Source organism: Actinomycetota bacterium, from assembly GCA_035640355.1.
Taxonomy (GTDB): Bacteria; Actinomycetota; UBA4738; order UBA4738; family HRBIN12; genus CALGFI01.
The window spans coordinates 39,089-59,357 of sequence record DASQWI010000022.1; the positions used below are offsets into that span (position 1 = coordinate 39,089).

Here is a 20,269-nt window from a genome sequence, read left to right on the forward strand (position 1 = left end):
AGTCCACCGTACGGAACGCGCAGTAGTTCGGTAACGGTACGTCGAGTGTCTCTTTCAACGTGAATGGGACCTCCGCCGGATTGACAGCGAAACGGCGCGCTAACTAGCTTTGGTGCCGCTCGGGCCCCGCACGTTCGCCGAAACGCGCACGCGATCGACCGCGCGCTCGTTCCGTCCGATGAGCGGGACGAGGGCATAGAGAGTTCCTCACAAGGAGGTCGCATGTCGCGCAGCACCGTGGCTCGCAGGTCCGCCGCATCGCTCGGCGCGCTCCTTCTGGTCGCTCTTCTCGTCCCGACCGGCGAGGCCATCGCCAGGGACGAGGCTCGGGTTCCGTCCCGGGGAGACTCGGTCCTCGCCAGCCCGTATGGCAGCTACGTCGTGATCATGAAGGACGATCCGCTCGTCGCGACGTTCGCCGTGGATGAGCTGGACACCGCGGCGGCGAAGAACCGGGGACAGCAGCTTCGCGCGAGCCACTCACGCGCGCTGAAGGCACTTCCCGGCGGCGTGCAAAAGATCCACGACTACACGGTCGCGCTGAACGGGTTCTCGGCGCTCCTCTCGCAGGCGCAGGCGGAGCAGCTCGCCGCGCGGAAGGACGTCCTGCTGGTCCTGCCCGACGAGCTGCAGCAGGCCCAGACGGACTCGAGCCCGCAGTTCCTGGGCCTGACCGGGAGCGGCGGGGCGCACTCGAGCGGCGTGCGCGGCCAGGGTGTTGTCGTCGGGGTCATCGACACCGGCATCTGGCCCGAGCACCCCAGCTTCGCGGACGACGGCAGCTACCGCTCGCCGATCAAGAACCTCCCCTGCGAGTTCGGCAATACTGCGGCCAACCCCGCCGACGCGCCCTTCACGTGTAACGACAAGCTGATCGGCGCCGACCAGGTGCTCGACACCTACCGTGCGGTGCTTGGAGCCGACCCCGACGAGTTCGACTCCGCCCGCGACGACGACGGTCACGGCACGCACACGGCGTCGACCGCCGCCGGAAACGCCGGCGTCGCGGCGAGCATCAAGGGCCGGAATGTCGGAGTCATCTCCGGTATCGCCCCGCGCGCCCACGTGATCGCGTACAAGGCGCTCGGCAACCAGGGCGGGTTCGGGTCGGACCTCGCCGCGGCGATCGACGAGGCCGTCGAGCAGGGCGTCGACGTCATCAACTACTCGATCGGCGGCGGCGCCGGCCTCACCGGCCCAGATGACATCGCGTTCCTGTTCGCGGCCGACGCCGGCGTGCACGTCGCGACGTCCGCCGGCAACTCCGGTCCGGGGCCTGCCACGATCGGCGGTCCCGCATCGGTCCCATGGCTCACGGCCGTCGGCGCGAACACGCAGAGCCGCTTCTTCAAGGGGACCGTGACCCTCGGCAGCGGCGCGACCTTCACCGGCGCGGCGATCTACGGCAACGTCGGATCCTCGCCGCTCGTCGATGCGGCCGACGTCGCGCGCCAGCACGACGACCTGTGCCAGCCGGGCACTCTCGACGCCCGCAAGGTGTCCGGCGCGATCGTGCTCTGCCGGCGAGGCGTGGTCGGTCGTGTCGAGAAGAGCAAGGAAGTCTTCGACGCCGGCGGCGTCGGGATGATCATGTACGAGAACAACAACATCGGGAACCTGTTCACCGACACGCACTGGGTCCCGACGGTGCACGTCGACAACGCGCCGGGTCTCGCCATCAAGGGATACATCGACGCTGCGACGGGAAGCAACCCCGCCACGGCGTCGATCACGACCGACGCGCCGTCGACGTGGCCGAGCGCGCCGTCGATGACCGACTTCTCCTCGCGGGGACCCGACCCTGTCGCCGAGGACATCATCAAGCCGGATATCACGGCGCCCGGCATCCAGATCCTCGCCGGCAACTCGCCGTTCCCGGACCCGGGGATGGTGCCGGACGAGCTGTTCCAGGCGATCGCGGGCACGTCGATGTCGAGTCCGCACATCGCCGGAATGCTCGCGCTGATCGATCAGCAGCACCCGAGCTGGTCCGCCGCGGCGGCCAAGTCGGCCATGATGACCACGGCGAACACGGACGTTCGCGACAACGATCGGACGAGCCAGGCCACGCCGTTCGAGATGGGCGCCGGTCAGGTCAAGCCGGGCGGGCCGTCGCAGGCCGGTTCGATGTTCCAGCCGGGTCTGGTCTACGACGCCGGGTTCAACGACTACCTCGGCTTCCTGTGTGATGAGGCTCCCGAGGTGTTCGCGAACCCCACTGCGACCTGTACGTCGCTGGCCAACGCCGGCGTCCCAACTGAGGCTCACAACCTGAACTATCCGTCGATCGGCGTGGCCGCCGTGCCCGGCCGGGAGACCGTCACGCGGACGGTGACGAGCGTGGCGAGCTCGCGGCGAACGTACACCGTCTCCGTCCAGGAGCCGGAGGGGTACGACATCGCCGTCTCCCCGTCGACGTTCACCATCTCTCCGGGGCACGAGCAGACGTACACGGTCACGATCACCAACGAAACCGCACCGATCGGCGAGTTTCGGTTCGGGTCGCTGACGTGGACGTCGGGCGCCTACAACGTCCGAAGCCCGATCGCGGTGCGGGGGGCGAAGTTCGCCGCGCCGGAGGAGATCACGGGCACGGGCGTGAACGGCTCGGCCAGCTTCGAGGTGACGTTCGGGTACAGCGGCGCGTACACGGCGCGGGCCCATGGGCTCGAGCCGGCGACGCTCACAGTCGACAACGTCCTGCAGGACCCGGATCAGTCGTTCGATCCCAGTGATGTGCGTGCGGGAGGCGCGAACGCACATGAGTTCGACCTGAGCGGTGTGGCGCACTTCCGCATCGCGATCCCGCCGGAGGCGACGGAACCCGATGCGGACCTGGACGTCTACGTCTTCGATCCGAACGGTGATCTGGTCGCCTCGAGCACGCTCGGCGGGACCGACGAGCAGGTCGATCTCTCGGAGCCGGCAGACGGAACGTGGACCGTGTACGTCCACGGCTGGCAGGCGCCCGGCGGTGACTCGGACTACACGATGTACTCGTGGGCGATCTCCGGCACCCCCGGCGGCAATCTGACGATCGACAGCGCCCCGTCGGCCGCGGTGAAGAACGAGACGGCCACGATCCAGGTGTCGTGGACCGGCGCGACGGCGGGCGAGTGGCACCTCGGTGCGGTGTCGCACAACGACGCCACCGGCCGCTTCGGGCTCACGCTGGTGGAGGTCGACAACCGCTGAGTGGGTAGGGCGCCCGGTTCGGCCGGGCGCCCATCCGCTCGCGCCTCGTCAAAGGGCTCGGCTGGCACGCAGCGTCAGAGCTGACGATCACGTTGTGTGTGACGCCTTGCTAGGCGGTGCGACTGCGCCTCCGCGGCAAGGGCACACCGAACGGTGTGAAGGGGAGCCGCGAGACCGCGTCTCTGATCACCACGAGATCGGCGCGGTCGAGCTCGAGCAGCTCGGGCGGGGGCTCGAACATCGCGTGGAGCACTCGGTCGCGTGTCTTCGCTCCGCGGGAGGTCAACACGACGGACTTCACCCGCCGGTCACCCGGCACGGTTCGGCGCTCGGCCAGGCCCCGCTCTTCCAGGCGATCGACGATCCACGTTGCGTTCGACGCATCGCATACCCACTCGTCGGCCATCTCGCGCATCGTTCGACCGGTCTCCGTGTCCAACGTGGCGAGCGCTCGCATGTCGTTCGGCGTGAGGCCGTACGCGGCGAGGATCCGCTGGCGCTGTCGAACGGTGTCGAAGAAGTAGCGGGCAAGCGGTTGCCACGCTTCGCGCGCCAACGTCTGCTTGCTTCCCCGATCGGTGGTCATCTATCTCAATCGTAGACGGTCCGACAGGAACATTCAAGAAGCTCAAACGTCTCAACGACTCGATAGTTGCATGATCTCAAGCATCTGTGGTATCACATGACGCCTGAACGAGGAGGGTTTCGATGAGCGACAGCGCGATCATCGCTGAAGGGCTGGAGAAGCGGTTCGGGGATGTGGAGGCGCTCGCCGGCGTCGACTTCCAAGTCCGAGCCGGCTCCGTCTTTGGTCTTCTCGGGCCGAACGGCGCCGGCAAGACCACGGCGGTTCGGATCCTCACGACGATCCTCGAGCCCGACGCAGGCAGGGCGACCGTCCTCGGACACGACGTGGTCGCCGAGGCCGAACGGGTGCGGCTCCGGATCGGCTTGGCCGGTCAGTCCGCGACCGTCGACCCGAACCTCACCGGGCGCGAGAACCTCCGCCTCGTCGGACGGCTCGTGCGCCTCGACCGTCCGACCATTTCGACTCGCGCGTCCGAGCTCCTGGAGCGCTTCGACCTGGCCGACGCGGCCGACCGGCCGGTCAAGACGTACTCGGGAGGGATGCGCCGGCGTCTCGACGTCGCGGCCTCGCTCGTCGGGCGGCCGCCCGTCCTGTTCCTGGACGAACCGACGACCGGGCTCGACCTGCGAAGCCGCGAGGCGCTGTGGGACACGATCCGCGCGCTAGTCGCCGAAGGCACGACGGTCCTGCTCACTACGCAGTACCTCGAGGAGGCCGACCGGCTGGCCGACCGCGTCGCGGTTGTCGACAACGGGAGGGTCATCGCCGAGGGAACGCCCCCCGAGCTCAAGGCGCAGCTCGGAAACACGGTGATCGAGTTCGGCATGGGCGACGAATCCGACGCGTCACGCGCCGAGTCGGTGCTCGCCCGCCTCGGCGGGATCTCGCCGGAGCGCGAGGGCACCACGATCCGGGTTCCGTCCGGCGACGGACCCCGAGCGCTCATGGGCGTTCTCCGTGAGCTCGACATGGAACAGCTGTTCCCGGCGACGCTCGCCGTTCGAGAACCGAGCCTCGACGACGTGTTCCTGAGGCTCACCGGTCATCACGTCGAGGGGGCGGTCGAGGAAGAAACAGAGCCCGCACCCGTGGGAGGTGTTCGTCGATGAGTGCCATCGCCATCCCGGCAGAACGGCAGGGCCTCGGCAGACTGAGCGGCGCGGTCTCCGACACGCTGGCCATGACGTGGCGCGGCTTGCTGACCTACATCCGTGTGCCTCAGCTGCTGGTGTTCTCCACGATTCAACCCGTGTTGTTCGTGCTGCTCTTCCGGTACGTGTTCGGCGGCGTGGTCGGGAACGACCTTTCGGTGCCGTACGTGGATTTCCTGCTCCCCGGTGTGTTCGTCCAGATGACGGTCTTCGGCGCGACGGCCACCGCGGTCGGCTTGGCAACCGATCTGAAGAGCGGTCTTCTCGAGCGGTTCCGCTCACTCCCCATGGCGCGTTCGGCGGTGCTTGCCGGACGCACCTCGGCGGATCTGTTCCGCAACGTGTTCGTCATCCTGCTCGTGATGCTCGTCGGGTTCGCCGTCGGGTTCCGCGTGCACACGAACGTGTTCGCGGTCCTCGCCGGGATCGGGATCGTCCTGCTGTTTGCGTACTCGCTGTCGTGGACCTTCGCCGGCGTCGGGTTGGCGGTCGGCGATCCGGAGACGGCGCAGGCGGCGTCCTTCCCGATCGTCTTCCCGCTGATCTTCGCCTCGTCGCTGTTCATCCCGGTCGCGTCGATGCCCACGTGGCTGCAGGGGTTCGCCGAGCATCAGCCCGTCTCGGTGACGGCCTCGGCGGTTCGGGCGCTGATGATCGGGGGTGAGACGGCGACGTACGTCGTGCAATCGCTCGCCTGGATCGTTGTCATCATCGCCATTGCGGCGCCGCTCGCCGTTCGGAAGTACCGCCGGACGATCTAGCAGCAGCGACGGCCACGGGCGGAGCAACGTCGGGGCGAGGCGTCAGCCTGGGCGGGCGGTCATTCCGGGCAGCTGTTGGCGCCGCACGGCCCGCGGCGCCCGCGCTGCCCGCGGCGCCCGCGCTGCCCGCGCTGCCCGCAGCGACCCGCACGGCGCGCGGCAGCGCACGGCCCGCGGCAGCGCACGGCCCGCGGCGGCGCGGGGCGTGGCAAGCTTTCGCATCGTGGATCAGCGCATCGGCCACCAGATCGGCGACCTCGCCGAGGTGCTCGCCAACCTCGGCGTGTTCAGGATGCACCCGGAGGACGTCATCGCCCTCTGCCCGTCGGGGTTCCGACGGGTGCCGATCAACCAGGGCTCGGACCACTACCTCTCGTTGCAGGGGTTCGCGCCCGGGCAGATCGCTTACGCGCACACCCATCCCGACTCGGAGGAGTGGATCGTGGTGCTGCGCGGCGGAGGTCGCGCGCTCCTTGCCGAGAATCCCGTCCCGCTCGCGCCCGGCGTGATCATCGGTCGGGCGGCGGCGCACCCGCACGGGTTCGTGAGCGACGACGGCGGGCCGCTGCACATGATCTCGTTGCAGGTCCCGCGGCCGTCCGAGAAGACGACGACCTGGGACCAGCCCGGCGAGACGACCGATCCTGCCGACTGCGCGGTGGGCGGGACGTGTCGGCGGTGCTCCCGATGCGGCGGGCACAGCGCAAACGCGCGCGCCCGCATCTTCGTCTGCGAGAACTGCAACTTCGAGCTGTAGGTCCCGCGTCAGCCTCGACGGCTTTCGGCTCCGCCGACCGCCCGCGCGAGCTGTGCCTTGGTCATCTTCGACCGGCCCTTGATGCCCTTGCGCTTCGCCGCCTCGTACAGCTGATCGCGCGTCCGACCGCCCGGTCCGCTGTGCGAGCGAAGCCCGCCGCGCCGACCCGACGACACGTCCTTCTTCGAGAGACGGCTGGCCGTCTTGGCTTCACCCGTGCGCGCCCGCTCCTTGTTGACGGTCGCCGCGGCGATCCGCTCTGCGGTGTCCTCGCTCCGGCCGCCCCTCTTCAGGCCCTTCTTGATGTGCTCGTACTGCCGTTCGCGCTTCGTGCTCCACGCCTTTTGCGGCATCCGTCGCACCTCCGTGTCGTTCTCGTTCTTCGCCTTCCAAAACCAGATGGTCAATGGCGACACGTACTCATTGGTGCGTGTACCCCGCGCACCCACTGGTGAAGCACGACTCGCGGGCTTCTTGCCTGTCCGCGATGCGGCCCGGCAGGCTGCCCAGCCGGTTCAGCCGGCGGGTTGCCTGGCTGGTTCAGCCGATTAAGGGACGTGGCGTGACGTAGATGCCGCTACGGCGGCGCCCGATCCGCGGGCTCGAGCACCGAGCCGTCCGCTCGGTAGAACCGCGGCAGGCCGTCCACGATCTCCACCGAGAAACGCTTGTGGTGGGTCAGCCGGTGGTGTCGCCGGCACAGCAGCACGAGGTTCGACAGTGCGGTCGGACCACCGTTGGTCCAGTGGACAACGTGGTGCGGATCGCACCACGAGGGTGGTCTCCCGCAGTCGGGGAAGGCACATCCACCGTCCCTGACGAGGAGCGCCTTGCGGATCCACGGCGGGGTTATCCGGGTGGTCCGTCCCACGTCGAGCGGTCTCGAGCCGGCGTCGGTGATCACCCGAGTGACCTGGGCGTCACACGCCCACATCAGCGCGTCCGCCGCGGAGATCGCGCCGACGTCTGCAAGCCGCCCGCCAAGGCGCGCCCCGGCGGACCGAGCGGTGCCCGGCGCGCTCCTTCCTCCACCCAGGCTCTCGACATCGATGGTGACGATGACGTGCGGACGCTCCCCGGCCACGGTCGGCCGGCCCGAGGAGTCCAGCCACTGGCGGCAGATCGCCCCCAAGGCGTCGGCGCGACGGCGGGCGGGTGAGCGGGTGTCGGTCCGGTCGTTCGAGCGCATCTCCGCATCCTGGACGGCCCGGAGCGCGGTGATCATTAGTTGCGTGGTGTCGGCGTTCAGATCGCCGGCGAGCTTGCCCCGACCGCGCAGCGTCGGTGAGAGATAGAGCTCCTGGCGATCGTCGTCGGCCTCATCGGCGTGGTCGTGGCGCCACCGCGTCACTGTGGCCTTGAGTTCCTCGACAGGCATCGTTCTCGCCGCGTCGACGAGCTGCGCTTCCGAGCGCGAGAACGCTTCGGGCGACGCGTCACGGGCGTGCGCGAGCAATGACACCGCCGACGAGGAGACATCGCCAGAGGCAAGCGCATCAGCGGCAACCGGCATCGCCTCCAACGTCCGAGCCATTCGGACGTGACTGGCCGTCCGTCGACGGCGCTAAACGATGTCTCGCGGTCAGCCATGAGGCCAGCGAAAGGTGGCCGTCGCGTGCATACGTGTCCCGTCGCTCCAGTTCGGCGACCCGGCGGCCACGCTCGACCTCGAATACGCGCGTGGCGTGTTCGAGCTCGTCGAGGTCGGATGCGATTTGCTCCTCACTCAGTGCGAACACGTCCGTGGACCGGAGTTCATCGAGCGCAGATCGAAGCGTGCTCATCGCACGAACGACGATAGGCAACGCGCGTTCTCGCCGCAGTGAGCTAGGTCACACCGCCGATGAAATGGGCCCGATGAGCGAACTGCGGCGCAGCTCGGGGGATACGGGCGGCCCTGAACTCGCGGACTCAGATATCGAAGTCGAGCCCGCCGAACCCCACACCGCCCGTGTCGTCCTGCTTCAGCGCCGTGTCGACCCCCGCCGCCGACGCCACCATCAGTTGCCGCATCGGACGCGAGACGTTTCCGGAGATGTGCAGCAGGTACCGGTCCGCGGTCGTGAATCCCTCGCGAAGGATCCCCGTCCACTTCTTGGTGATCCGGCCGACCTCGTTGCCGGCCGCGTCGTTGATAGCGAAGTCCCACGAGCGCCAATTCTCCGCATTGATTGAGCCGAGGGTTTCGTCAGACGGCCCGTCGAGTCGGAAGCGCTTCTTCCCGACGATGTTCTCCTGCACGATCTTGCCGACGTGCGTTCCGCTCGCGTCGAGAACCTCGACCGTCGACTTGAACACCTTCGCCGGGCGAACGAGCTCGAGCACCGTCGCCCCGCCGGCGTCCCGCACTGCCAGCTTATGGGTGAGGAACTGATCGACGCTCGTCACCAGGCGCAGGAGCTTTCGCGCCTTCGATTGTCCCTCCTGACGAACCGTGCCCACCGGCGTGCCGTTCTCGTCGGTGATCTCGTACTCGTTGGTCATCTCGATGAACTTCGGCTTCTGGCTGATGACCATGACGTTCATGTTCAACAGATCCGACACGGCGGCTCCTCGCCTTCCAGGGACGGCCGAGTCTATCCCTCCCCCGCCGTTCGCTGTGCGCGAACACGCCACGCACACGATTGGCCACGTGAGCCCGTGATCCGTTGCGTCGCAGTCACTGAGCCCCGCGCGGAGCGCGTTTCCTCATCTCGCCTCACGCGCATGATCCCGCCATGGCGGTGGGTAACCCACGATTTCGAGGAGGTGATCACGTGTACACAGAGATTTGGACGTACCGCACGAACGTGATGCCGAACGGCCGCAAGCTCGAGGGATTCTCCGTCGAGGCCCGAGATGGTCGCATCGGTAAGGTCGATGAGGCCAGCGACGAGGTTGGCGGTTCGGCGATCGTCGTCGACACGGGGCCGTGGATCTTCGGTCGGAAGGTCATCGTCCCCGCCGGGACGATCGAGCGGGCGGACTTCGACACCAGCACGGTCCACGTCGCGCTGACGAAGGACCAGATCAAGAGCTCGCCCGAGTTCGATGCCGAGCGTGGTTGGCGGAACGAGGACTACCGCAACCGCCTTGGCGAGTACTACGCCGGTCGCCGCGCCAGCTAGCTGATCACCCACGCGGCAGCGGTAGCAAAAGAGGGAGCGGGGCCAACGCCCCGCTCCTTCTTCATGTGCTAATCGACCCCGGACTCGGCCTTCAAGCGCTCGAGCTCACTTTGAACACGAAGCAGGTCGGCCTTCGCAACGTCGCGTTCGGCCCTGAGCACCTCGATCTCCAAGCCGGACGCCGCCGGCGGCGGCGGGTGCTCCTCGGTCACCCGTCCGGCGAGCTTGGCCCTCGCGTCCACGAGGGACGCGTTCGCCTCGATCAGCGCAGACTTCGTCTCGGCGAGGGCCGCTTCGGTCGCGCTGAGCTTCTCCTTGAGCGCCGCCGTCTCGTCCTTCGCCGCGCTGATCTCCTTCGTTCGGTCGCCCTGCTTCGGAACCCCGACATAGGCCGTCCTGTCGAACGCGGCGCGCTCGACCTGACGAAGCGCGCGCTCGAGCTCGGTGATCCGTGTTTCGGCGAGCGCCAGTCGTTGCGTGGCGTCTGCCGCGCGGCGCTCGGCGTCCTCGGCGCGCTCGTCGCCCCTCGCGGCGCGCTTCTCCGCTTCCTCGAAACGTTTGCGGGCGACGTCCGCCTCGTTCCTCGCTTTGTCGAGGGCCTTCGCGGAAGTGGCCGTCTCGGCCTCGACTGCGGCCCGCGTCTCTTCCGACGATCGCGCAAGCTGGGCGTCTTTCGCGGCCACGATCTCGCGGGCCTGCGCCAGCTCGGAATCCTTGGTCACCAGCTCAGCGTTCCTCGCCTCCAGCTCCCCACTCAGCCTTTGCATCTCGGAGTCCGACCGTTCGCGCTCCGCTGCGTGGGCCGCCATCCGCGCCTCGAGCTCGTCGACCTGAGCCACGATGCTCGCGGGAATCTGCAACGTCGATGCGTCCTTGATCTGGCGTTCGGCGGTGGCCAGTCGCTCCTTGGCCTCCGCCGCCTCGGCCTCCGCCTCGCGAAGGCGTTCCTCGAGCGAGAGCGTCGCCGCGGTCTCGGCGAGAACGGGCTGCGGCGCCACGGTATGTCGTTCCCGACGGAACGAGTAGACGATGAGGCCGCCCAAGACGACGAGTATGCCGAGCAGGGCAAGTTGCACCGGACGCCAGAAACGGAGCGCCTGAGCCACGATCGCCGAGTACCGCTGATCGATCTGCGCAACCGCGTACGGAGAGCCCCCGTCAGACGGCCGAACCGGCACGAACGTTCGATGAACTCGGTCCGACGACTCGGTCGATTCGGTGATGAAGCTCGAGATCGCACCCGCCGCGGCCTGCGAGAAGTGCAGGTCGGTGCGGGGGATCGTCTCGGATGGAACCTCGGCGACGGCAGAGGAGAAGACCAGATCGCCGAACGGCGTCCAGACGAGGACTCGCGCGACGGTGTCGTCGAGGGCTCGGGAACGCAGGCGCTCGAGGAGATCTCGGCGAGCCGTCCCCACGATGTCGCCCGTCAATGGTGGTGGAACCGCGTCCGAGACGACCGAGTCGGCGAGCCGACCGGCCCGTTCTCGCGCGTCGGCTTCGGCGCCGTCCACCAACGAGGCGGAGATGGGAACCGAGAGCCCCAGCAGGACGAGGTCCAGCAGGGCGAGCACCACCCACAGGTTTCGTCGCGCCGGGGCATCGGAAGATCGCCTTTCGTGCATGAGGGGCAAAGTGTGAGCCGCCCAACGCAGGCACATCAATCCTGCGTTGGTCGGTCTTTCGGCACGTCACCGTGCCTGTGAACTCGTCGCCGGCGCTAGCCCACCTTCTTCGACCCCGGGGGCCCCTTCTCCTGCTTGGCCTTGGCCTGCTCGACGCTCTCCTTGAGTGCGGCCATCAGCTGCTCGACCGCCGACCCGCCCTCCGCGGTGGTGGTGGCCGCCACCGCTTCCTCGGCGCGCCGGGTCGGTGCCTTCTCGGCGAGCATCCGCAGGAGCTCCTCGCGGTAGGTGTCCGAGTACCGCGACGGGTCCCACTCGGTCTTGAGCATCTCGACGAGCTTCGCGGCGAGGTCGAGCTCGCGTTCGTCGACCTGGAGGCTGCCGAGTCCGGGCGCCAACGCCGAGGGATCTCGAACCTCGTCGCCGAAGAACAACGTCTCGACGGCGAGCACGTCGTCCATCGGCCGTACGGCGACGAGATGCGGCTTCGTCCTCAGGACGAACCGGCCGATGCCGACCCGACCGGTCGTTTGCATCGCCCGGTGTAGGAGCACGTACGGCTTGGCCGCCTCGAGCGACTGCGGGATCGCGTAGTAGGTCTTCTCGAAGAACACGGGGTCGATGTCGGCGAGGTCGACGAAGTCCTCGACGTCGATCGCGCGGCTGCGTTGCGGCCGCGCGCGGTCGATCTCCTCGCGCGAGAGCAACACGACGTCGCCCGTGTCGGTCTCCATTCCGCGAACGACGTCCTCCCAGCCGATCCGCCCGCCGCCCGAAGGCTCGACCCGCTCGACGGGCACCTCGCCAACGGCAGACGGCGGTTGCGACTCGGCATCCCGGTCCTGAACCGGCTCCGGCTCGGCGGCTTCCTCGCTCCGCTGCGGTGGTTCCCACGAGGGCTCCTCGTCCACGACCCGTTCGTACCGAACGCGCCGTCCCGACCGGTCATACAGATGGAATCGAACGTCCTTCGGCTCGGTAGCCGGGATCAGCCGAACCGGCACGTTCACCAGCCCGAAGCTGAGACTTCCGCTCCACACGGCGTTCGGCACGAACCGAAGCCTACCCTCGCGCCGAGCGAGCCGGTGGTTGAACTCGGTAGGGTTCCTCCCCGGAGGTAGCGCGATGTACGAATGGATCGTCCTGATCCACATCGTGGGGGTGCTGGGCTTCATGTTCAGCCACGGCGTCTCGGCGGCGATGGCGCTGCGGCTCCGGCACGAGCGCAACCCCGACCGGATCCGCGTGATGCTCCAGATCTCGAACTCCTCGCTCAGCGCGTTCTACGTATCGGTCGTGCTACTGCTGGGCGGCGGGATCTGGGCGGGGTTCAGCGGGAGCTGGTGGGACCAGGGCTGGATCTGGGTTGGCCTCGGAGTGTTCCTGGCGAACCTCATCTTCATGTACGCCCTCCCCGCTCCGTACTACAAGAAGATCCGAGAGGTCATGACCATCGAGGAGTCGAGCAGCTCGGCCGTTGCGCCCGCACAGCTCGACGCGATGCTGCGCTCGAACGTTCCCTTGATCGTCGTGATCGTCGGCCTCGCGTCGGTCCTGTTCATCGCGTACCTGATGGTCATCAAGCCGTTCTGACACGGAGGACGCATCAACATGTACGGAACGATTGCCGTCGGGACCGACGGATCCGAGACGGCCACGATCGCGGAGAACGTCGCGCTCCAGCTCGCCACGTCGTCGAACGGACGAGTCCTGTTCATCTCGGCGTTCACCGACGGTCCGAGCAGACGAAGGTCCGTCGAGGCGCTCGAGCGCGCCCGGGCGAGGGCCGGCGCCGCCGGCGTCCCCGTCGACGCCGAACCGGTCAAGGGCGAACCCGCCGCTGGCGTCGTCGAGATCGCCGACCGTCGCAACGCCGAGCTCCTCATCGTCGGAGACATCGGGATGGGAGAACGCCACATGCTCCGGCTTGGTGGCGTCCCCGACCGCGTCTCGCACGAGATGCCGTGCGATCTGCTGATCATCCGTACGTCCAAGCCCGAACGGGCCAAGGGTCCCGGTGAGTACGCCAGCGTGCTGATCGCGACGGACGGTTCCCCCACGGCCGACCGAGCCGCGCGTGTGGGCGCCGAGTTCGCCAAGGCGCACGGCGCGAGCGTCACGCTCGTCCACGTCGGTGAGGAGCCGGTCGGCCAGATCATCCTTCGCGACACCGCGGAGCGCCTCGGCAACCGCGACATGCCGACGAAGGTCCTCGCCGGCGATCCCGGGGACAGGATCGCCGAGCTGGCCGCCTCGGAAGGACACGACCTCGTCGTCGTCGGCAACAAGGGGATGACCGGGGGCCTCCGGTTCCTGCTGGGGGTGGTGCCCGACAAGGTCTCCCACCAAGCGCCGTGCGACGTGCTGATCGTCAACACCGTGGGGCGCTCGGCGGCGGATCTCGAGCCTGGCGAGGGCGGGATCGTGGAGCTCCACGGCAAGAGGGTCGCCGCCTATCGAGACGAGCATGGCGCGCTCACCGTGCTGTCGCCACGGTGCAAGCACATGGGATGCACCGTCGGATGGAACCACCGCGCGAAGACGTGGGACTGCCCGTGCCACGGAAGCCGCTACGAAGCCGACGGCACCGTGAAGAACGGCCCGACGCGTCACCCGCTCGATCCGATCTCGACCTGACGCGGCCTTTCGGTGGCAGAAGTCCAGCCCCGACGCGCGACGGCATAGTTACATGCAGGAGCGGCATGCGACGATGGCCTGGTGAGCCTCGCGGACCTCAGCCGCCTGGCGGCCGAGCTCGACGGTGTCTCCGAGAGCCGTCGTGACGGCTTGCTTCATTGGCGGTATCGCGGCCGTCTGGTGGCGCGGCAGCTCGATGACAGCCACATCGGATTCGTGCGTCGTTCGAGTTTCGAGACTTCCTACTCCAGTCGTTCCCGGAGACCTTCTCGGTGCCGAAGCGCTTCACGAAGCACATGATGGTGGTGGCGGACCTTGTGAACGGAAATGCCGATGCCGTCGAAGACGCCGTGATCGCCGCCTGGGAGCTGCAGTCCGGGAAGTAACACCACAGCCCAGCCGAGGATCTATCGTCCGGACCCAGGGGGACGACGAGTGAGGTGGACATGTCTGAGCGGCGGCCCTCGGGGCAGGTGGCGCTGGTTGCGGGAGCGACGCGCGGGGCGGGCCGTGCCATTGCGGTGGAGCTGGCGCGGGCGGGCTTCTTCGTGTTCGCGACGGGCCGCAGCAGCCGTGCGTCCGGGCCGTCGGAGATGGGAAGGCCCGAAACGATCGAGGAGACCGGGGAACTGATCTCGGCCGCAGGCGGGGTGGGCTCGGCACTCGTGGTCGATCACGAAGACCCCGCCTCGGTTGCCGAGCTCGTCGGGGGAATCGAACGCGACCATGGCCGGTTGGACGTGCTCGTCAACGACATCTTCGGCGGCGACAGGTACGCGGAATGGGACAAGCCGCTCTGGGAGCACGACTGGGCGGGCGGACTACGGATGCTGCAGATGGGCGTGCACACGCATCTGATCACGTGTCGCGCAGCGATCCCCTTCATCTTGCGCACCGCGGGTGCTGACGGAACGATTGGCCTCGTCGTCGAGATGACGGACGGCACCTCGGAGGCGAACGCCGAGTTTCGGCGCAACGTGGGCTTCTACTACGACCTCGTCAAGGCCAACGTCGAGCGGATCGTGAAGGGCCTTGCGGTCGAGCTGGAGAACGATCCGGTGGCGGTCGTCGGGGTGACTCCGGGCTGGCTGCGCTCGGAGAAGATGCTGGAGAACTTCGGCGTCACCGAGGCGAACTGGCGGGACGCCTGCCGGGACCGTCCCGGCTTCGCGATCTCAGAGTCGCCGACGTATGTCGCCCGAGGCGTCGCCGCGCTCGCCCGGGCCGGCGACGCCGAGCGCTGGAAGGGCTCGATCGTCAGCGCGCGCCAGCTTGCCGACGCCTACGGCGTCACGGACACCGACGGCAGCCGGCCCGACTGCTGGGGCTACATCGCCGCCCACGGCTGGGAGCAGGAAGACGGCCACGGCATCGACGAGTTCCGGTAAGGACATCGCGTTCGGTGACCTCTCGCCCGACGCGCGTCAACGCGCGTACTACTGGCTGGCACCGCCGCTGAAGGCGCTTCGCGACTCACCCGGTTACGCCGCAGCGCGCGGTGTGAGCCCGATGCGCATGCAGATCATCACGTTCTTGGTTTCCGCGTTCATCGCCGGCATCGCGGGGGCCTTCTACGCGCACTACTTCGGCGTGATCGCGCCCAGCGTGATGGGTCTCGCGCCGATGGCGTTGTTCGTGGCCATGCTCGTGGTCGGCGGGCTCGGCACGTTCGCCGGTCCGATCGTCGGCACCGCCGTGATCACGGTCGTGTCCGAGTACCTGCGCGACTTCCAGGAGGCGCGTCTGATCATCGTGGGGCTCATTCTGCTCGGGACGATCGTGATCGCGCCTCGAGGCCTCGTCCCCGCCTTCGGCGATGCGTGGAAACGCGTGCAGCGATGGATGGCCGAGGACGAGACGGAGAAAGGGAAGGGGGCGACGGCAGAGCCGACCGACGAGCCGTCCGAAGCCCGCGTCCGCGTGGGACGGAGGGAGCCATGACCGACTGGCCGAACGGCGCCCGCGCCGCGGTGGCGTTCACCTTCGACTTCGACGCGGAGGAGGTGTGGATCGGCGAGGACCCGGCCAACGCGGAGCGCCCGGGCATCCTTTCGCAGGGCACATACGGGGCGAAGGTGGCGGTGCCGCTCGTGCTCGACGTCCTTCGTCGCCGCGAGGTTCGCGCGAGCTTCTTCATCCCCGGACGCGTGGCCGAGAGACATCCACACCGCGTCGAGGAGATCGTCGCCGCGGGGCACGAGATCGCGCACCACGGGTACACGCATACCTCGCCGACGAACCTGTCTCGCGATGAAGAGGAGGCGGAGCTGGTCAAGGGCCGCGAGGCCCTCGAGGGGTTCGGCGTGCGGGTCCACGGCTACCGATCGCCCTCGTGGGATTTCAGCGGCCACACGCTTTCGCTGCTCGAGACCCACGGGTTCGCCTACTCCTCGAACCTCATGGACGAGATCCGGCCGTACCGCCACGAGGGATCCCAGGTCGTGGAGGTCCCCATCCAGTGGATCCTCGACGACGCGCCGCACTTCTGGTTCGACCCGTCGACGTGGACGAAGAAAATCTCCACGGTCGAAGAAGTGCGCTCCATCTGGGAGAAGGAGGTGCTCGGCATCGCCGAGCTCGGCGGAGCCGCGGTCATCACCTGTCATCCGCAGATCATCGCCAGGCCGGGGCGGATCGCCTTCCTCGAGGAGTTCATAGGGTTCGTTCAGGGTCTCGACGGGGTGTGGATCGCCACGACGGGCGAGATCGCGGAGCACGCCGGATGAGGAGCCTGGTCACCGGAGCCGCGCGGGGGCTCGGTGAGGGCGTTGCCGCGCGCCTTGTCGCGGACGGGGGCCGCGTCGCGCTCGTCGACGTGGACGAGACGGTCATGGTGACGGCCGATCGGGTCCAACGGGAGAACTCCCGCGGGGAGGCGTTCGGGATCCGGTGCGACGTCTCGGATGAAGAGGAAGTCGCCTCCGCCGTCGGCCAGATCGTCGAGCGCCTCGATGGGATCGACCTGCTCGTCAACAACGCCGGCGTCGGCGGTCCGTCGACCACCGTCGCCGACACGTCGATCGAGGAGTTCCACCGCGTGCTGGACGTGAACCTGATCGGAACGTTCCTCATGTCGAAGGCGTGTGTACGCGCCATGGCCAACGGCGGGTGCATCGTCAACATGGGATCGATCTTCGGGCAGCAGGGCGTCCCGAACGCCGCGGCGTACTGCGCGTCGAAAGCTGCGGTCGCGCTCTTCACGCACTCGCTCGCGCTCGAGGTGGCGCCGCGTGGGATCCGGGTCAACACGATCGCCCCGGGCAACATGCTCACCGAGATGCACCTCGCCGACCTCCGGCTGCGCGCCGGGGAGCGCGGTGTCGCGGTCGACGACGAGGTCGAGGCCGTCCGGGCGAGCGTTCCGCTCGAACGACACGGAACCGGCGCCGACGTGGCCGGCGCGGTTGCGTGGCTCGCGTCGCCCGATGCGGCCTATGTGACCGGGCAGACGATCGGCGTGAACGGCGGAGTCGTCCTGACATGACGACCGACAGGTTCGACGGGCGGCGGGCGGTGGTGACCGGTGGCGCGTCGGGGATCGGCCGGGCCACCGCGGCTCTGCTCACCGATCGGGGCGCGCGGGTGGCCCTCGTCGATCGCTCGGCGGAGGAGCTGGCCGTCGCCGCCAAGGAGATCGGGGCGGTCGCCGTCGAGGCCGACGTTCGAGACGAGTCGAGCGTCGGCCGTGCCGTCGCCGAGGCCGTCGAGGCGCTGGATGGTGGGATGGAGGTGCTGGTGAACGCCGCGGGCATCTATCGAATCGCGCCTGTCGACGACGTCTCGGTCGCGGAGTGGGACGACGTCCTCGACACGAACCTCCGTGGGACCTTCCTCGTGTCGCGCGCCGTGATGCGATCGGCCCCCGCGACCGAGCCGCGCTCGATCGTGAACGTCGCGTCCATCGCCGCAGTCATCGCCGACGCCGGCGAACCGGCCGCGCACTACAACGCGAGCAAGGCGGGCGTCGTCGCGCTCACCAAGCAGTTGGCGATCGAATGGGCGGCCCGGGGCGTGCGGGTGAACGCGGTCGCCCCCGGCGTCATCGACACGCCGATGCTGCGCATGATGGACGACCCCCACGCCGGGCAGGCCTACCTCGACGCCCGCGTCCCACTTGGGCGCCTCGGCCGACCCGAGGAGGTGGCCGAGGTGATCGCGTTCCTCGCCTCCGATCGCGCGGCATACGTGACGGGGACGACCGTCTTCGTGGATGGTGGCGTCACGGCGTTGTAGAGAGGTGTCCGAGGGATGAACGACACGTTCCCGCACGTACGAGTCACCGGCGATCCCCGCGAGCGCGGCCGGGCGTACGGCGAGCAGGCTAGGTCGCGCATCGCGCGCTCGATAGAGGCGTATCGCGAGGTGTTCCGCGCCTACGCCGGATGGGAGTGGGACCAGGTTCGCCGCGAGGCGGCGCGGTTCGAGGCGCCGATCGCTGCCTTCGACGAACGGTACGTCCAGGAGATCGGCGGGATCGCCGACGGGGCGGGCGTCGACCTCGAGGACGTACTGGCGATCAACGTCCGCACCGAGGTGATGTTCGCGGCCAAGGCGCGCGCCGCTCGGCGGGGTGGCGACGGGCAGCGTCAGGGCGAGTGCAGCGCGTTCGCCGTTCTTCCGGAGGCGAGCGCCGACGGCCACACGCTTGTCGGTCAGAACTGGGACTGGCTGCTCCACTCGTTCGACACCGTGGTCGTCCTCGAGTCCGAACAGAACGACGGACCGAACTTCGTCAGCGTCGTCGAGGCGGGACTGCTCGCGAAAACCGGGATGAACTCCTCCGGCCTCGGGGTGGTCACGAACGCGCTCGTCACCGACGACGATCGGGGAGAGCCGGGCGTCCCGTACCACGTGCTGCTCCGAGCCTTCATGGACTGCGAGAACTTGTCGGACGCGCTGGCTGCGGCCCAGCGGGGAGTCCGCTCTTCGTCGGCGAACTATCTGATCGCGCATCGCGACGGCATCGCCGTGAACATCGAGGCGACGCCGGGTGATTACTCGCGCCTGTTCCTCGCGTTTCCCGAACAGGGCGTCCTGCTTCACACGAACCACTTCGTGTCGAACGCGTTCGATCGGCGTGACGTCTCGCTCTGGGTGATGCCCGACAGCCCCATCCGGCTGGAACGCCTCCGGAGCGCCGTGGGAATCGCGCGCGCCGGCGCGCTGTCGCTCGACACGTTCCGCGCGGCGCTCGCCGACCACGCCAACTATCCGTCCGGAATCTGTTGCCATCCCGACGGGCGCATGGAGCCGCTCGACCAGGGCGCGACGGTCGCGTCGGTGTTGATGGATCTCGACGCCCGGCGGATGTGGGTGGCCGACGGACACCCCTGCACGTCGCCCTATCGGCAGCTCGACGTCGGCGGGCTCCTGGCGAAGCCGAGCCCGGTTACCGAGGGCATGCCGGCGTGAGCGTCGCGTTCGGCTTCGGACTGATCACGTGCCAGCGGTATCCGGGGGACCGACGGACGGACGTGGAGCTGTATGCCGAGGCGATCGAGCTCGCCGTCGAGGCGGAGCGACTCGGGTTCGACTCCGTGTGGACCTCGGAGCATCATTTCGTGGACGACGGCTACCTTCCGTCGCTGTTCGTCCTCGGCGCGGCGATCGCGGCTCGAACCGACCGCGTGGCCATCGGCACCGGACTGCTCCTCGCGCCGCTGCACGAACCGTTGCGTGTCGCCGAGGACGCGGCGGTGGTCGACCTGCTCTCGGGGGGACGCACGATCCTCGGCGTCGGACTCGGCTGGCGCGCCGAGGAATTCGAGGGCCTCGGTATCGAGATGAGCGAGCGTGTCCGGCGGCTCGAGGACTCGATCGCCGTCTGCCGCCAGGCGTGGCGAGGCGAGCTCGTGAGCGGCGGCGAGCTCTTCCGGTACCCGAACGTGCCGGTCCGCCCGGTGCCGGCGACGCCTGGTGGTCCGCCGATCTGGATCGGCGCGTGGAGCGAGCCGGCGCTTCGCCGCGCCGGACGGTTGGGGGACGGGTTCATGGCGTCCGAACCGCCGGCCTCGGAGCTTGCGAGGCAGGTCTCGATCGTGCGAGAGGCGCGCGCCGCCGCCGGCATCGAGGAGGACATCGCCATCTCGATCCACATGCCGACGTTCGCGTGGAACGGCGACGACGCGTGGGAACGCGTCCGTGACCACCACCACTACGTGCAATGGAAGTACGACGACATGGACGCCGCTCGAAGCAGGGCCGGCCCGCCGCAACCACCGCCGGCGCTCACGGACGAAGAGGAGTCGTCGCTTCGCCGGTCGATCGTCCTGGGACGGCCCGACGACGTGGCCGAGCAGATCGCGCAGATCCGTGACGCCGCCGGCGGCGAGCTCCACTACATCGCCCGGTTGTACTGGCCGGGGATCGACCCCGCGGTTCAGCGCGAGGCGATGGCGATCTTCGCCGAGGAGGTGACCCCCAAGCTCCGCTGACGGAGCGAGGGGC

At 68.5% G+C, this 20,269-nt stretch carries 20 protein-coding genes and 1 pseudogene; 14 read left to right on the top strand and 7 right to left on the bottom strand.

The features are described from left to right. Positions 1–222 precede the first annotated feature (222 nt). Positions 223–3,195, top strand: coding sequence for a S8 family serine peptidase (locus tag VFA08_11795; protein ID HYZ14267.1), 2,973 nt, complete (start codon positions 223–225; stop codon positions 3,193–3,195). Between the two features lie 109 nt (positions 3,196–3,304). Here the strand turns inward: VFA08_11795 and VFA08_11800 are convergent, their stop codons facing one another. Beyond that, positions 3,305–3,781, bottom strand: a complete 477-nt coding sequence (locus VFA08_11800) for a MarR family transcriptional regulator (GenBank protein HYZ14268.1) — start codon at positions 3,779–3,781, stop codon at positions 3,305–3,307. 122 nt (positions 3,782–3,903) lie between these two features. Between VFA08_11800 and VFA08_11805 the strand changes: the two genes are divergently transcribed. The 3 genes from VFA08_11805 to VFA08_11815 all read left to right on the top strand — a co-directional run bounded on the left by VFA08_11805 (position 3,904) and on the right by VFA08_11815 (position 6,453). Next, positions 3,904–4,893 (top strand): ATP-binding cassette domain-containing protein, encoded by a 990-nt coding sequence (locus tag VFA08_11805; protein HYZ14269.1) that lies wholly within the window; start codon positions 3,904–3,906, stop codon positions 4,891–4,893. After that, entirely contained in the window at positions 4,890–5,696 is an 807-nt protein-coding gene (locus VFA08_11810; GenBank protein ID HYZ14270.1) for an ABC transporter permease, read from the top strand. Before VFA08_11805 ends, VFA08_11810 begins: the two co-directional genes overlap by 4 nt. 223 nt (positions 5,697–5,919) lie before the next feature. After that, complete coding sequence (locus VFA08_11815) at positions 5,920–6,453, top strand: cupin domain-containing protein (protein HYZ14271.1); 534 nt, start codon at positions 5,920–5,922, stop codon at positions 6,451–6,453. Positions 6,454–6,461: 8 nt separating this feature from the next. On the opposite strand, the gene VFA08_11820 is transcribed toward VFA08_11815, so the two are convergent. The 4 genes and pseudogenes from VFA08_11820 to VFA08_11835 form a co-directional block, all read right to left on the bottom strand. Continuing rightward, complete coding sequence (locus tag VFA08_11820; protein HYZ14272.1) at positions 6,462–6,806, bottom strand: plasmid stabilization protein; 345 nt, start codon at positions 6,804–6,806, stop codon at positions 6,462–6,464. Between the two features lie 224 nt (positions 6,807–7,030). After that, positions 7,031–7,291 carry an HNH endonuclease signature motif containing protein gene (locus VFA08_11825; protein HYZ14273.1) on the bottom strand — a complete coding sequence of 87 codons (261 nt, stop codon included), beginning with the start codon at positions 7,289–7,291 and terminating at the stop codon, positions 7,031–7,033. Further along, positions 7,277–7,996: pseudogene (locus tag VFA08_11830) on the bottom strand (DUF222 domain-containing protein). The gene VFA08_11825 and the pseudogene VFA08_11830 overlap by 15 nt, the downstream one beginning before the upstream one ends. 368 nt (positions 7,997–8,364) lie before the next feature. Next, positions 8,365–8,997, bottom strand: coding sequence for a phospholipid scramblase-related protein (locus tag VFA08_11835; GenBank protein ID HYZ14274.1), 633 nt, complete (start codon positions 8,995–8,997; stop codon positions 8,365–8,367). Between the two features lie 212 nt (positions 8,998–9,209). On the opposite strand from VFA08_11835, the gene VFA08_11840 reads away from it, so the two are divergent. Continuing rightward, positions 9,210–9,560 (top strand): PRC-barrel domain containing protein, encoded by a 351-nt coding sequence (locus VFA08_11840; GenBank protein HYZ14275.1) that lies wholly within the window; start codon positions 9,210–9,212, stop codon positions 9,558–9,560. A gap of 68 nt (positions 9,561–9,628) precedes the next feature. Here VFA08_11840 and VFA08_11845 read toward each other — a convergent pair whose 3' ends face one another. Both VFA08_11845 and VFA08_11850 read right to left on the bottom strand, forming a co-directional pair. Continuing rightward, positions 9,629–11,137, bottom strand: a complete 1,509-nt coding sequence (locus tag VFA08_11845; GenBank protein ID HYZ14276.1) for a hypothetical protein — start codon at positions 11,135–11,137, stop codon at positions 9,629–9,631. 143 nt (positions 11,138–11,280) lie between these two features. Continuing rightward, positions 11,281–12,237, bottom strand: coding sequence for a Ku protein (locus VFA08_11850; protein HYZ14277.1), 957 nt, complete (start codon positions 12,235–12,237; stop codon positions 11,281–11,283). A 73-nt stretch (positions 12,238–12,310) separates the two neighbouring features. Here VFA08_11850 and VFA08_11855 point away from each other — a divergent pair, with 73 nt between their 5' ends. The 9 genes from VFA08_11855 to VFA08_11895 all read left to right on the top strand — a co-directional run bounded on the left by VFA08_11855 (position 12,311) and on the right by VFA08_11895 (position 20,256). Continuing rightward, positions 12,311–12,778: a DUF2269 family protein gene (locus tag VFA08_11855; protein HYZ14278.1), complete on the top strand. Its 468-nt coding sequence runs from the start codon at positions 12,311–12,313 to the stop codon at positions 12,776–12,778. Positions 12,779–12,796: 18 nt separating this feature from the next. Beyond that, positions 12,797–13,822, top strand: coding sequence for a universal stress protein (locus tag VFA08_11860; protein HYZ14279.1), 1,026 nt, complete (start codon positions 12,797–12,799; stop codon positions 13,820–13,822). Positions 13,823–14,268: 446 nt separating this feature from the next. Next, on the top strand, positions 14,269–15,210 hold the full coding sequence (locus tag VFA08_11865) for an SDR family oxidoreductase (GenBank protein HYZ14280.1): 942 nt from the start codon (positions 14,269–14,271) through the stop codon (positions 15,208–15,210). After that, positions 15,095–15,763, top strand: a complete 669-nt coding sequence (locus tag VFA08_11870) for a branched-chain amino acid ABC transporter permease (protein HYZ14281.1) — start codon at positions 15,095–15,097, stop codon at positions 15,761–15,763. Before VFA08_11865 ends, VFA08_11870 begins: the two co-directional genes overlap by 116 nt. Continuing rightward, positions 15,760–16,548 carry a polysaccharide deacetylase gene (locus VFA08_11875; protein HYZ14282.1) on the top strand — a complete coding sequence of 263 codons (789 nt, stop codon included), beginning with the start codon at positions 15,760–15,762 and terminating at the stop codon, positions 16,546–16,548. Before VFA08_11870 ends, VFA08_11875 begins: the two co-directional genes overlap by 4 nt. Then, positions 16,545–17,306 (top strand): SDR family NAD(P)-dependent oxidoreductase, encoded by a 762-nt coding sequence (locus VFA08_11880; GenBank protein HYZ14283.1) that lies wholly within the window; start codon positions 16,545–16,547, stop codon positions 17,304–17,306. Before VFA08_11875 ends, VFA08_11880 begins: the two co-directional genes overlap by 4 nt. Beyond that, the gene (locus VFA08_11885) at positions 17,303–18,055 is read left to right on the top strand and encodes an SDR family NAD(P)-dependent oxidoreductase (GenBank protein ID HYZ14284.1); all 753 of its coding nucleotides are present in this window, start codon (positions 17,303–17,305) and stop codon (positions 18,053–18,055) included. Before VFA08_11880 ends, VFA08_11885 begins: the two co-directional genes overlap by 4 nt. A gap of 15 nt (positions 18,056–18,070) precedes the next feature. Next, positions 18,071–19,234 (top strand): C45 family peptidase, encoded by a 1,164-nt coding sequence (locus tag VFA08_11890; GenBank protein ID HYZ14285.1) that lies wholly within the window; start codon positions 18,071–18,073, stop codon positions 19,232–19,234. After that, complete coding sequence (locus VFA08_11895) at positions 19,231–20,256, top strand: LLM class flavin-dependent oxidoreductase (GenBank protein ID HYZ14286.1); 1,026 nt, start codon at positions 19,231–19,233, stop codon at positions 20,254–20,256. Before VFA08_11890 ends, VFA08_11895 begins: the two co-directional genes overlap by 4 nt. The last annotated feature ends 13 nt before the right edge of the window (positions 20,257–20,269 follow it).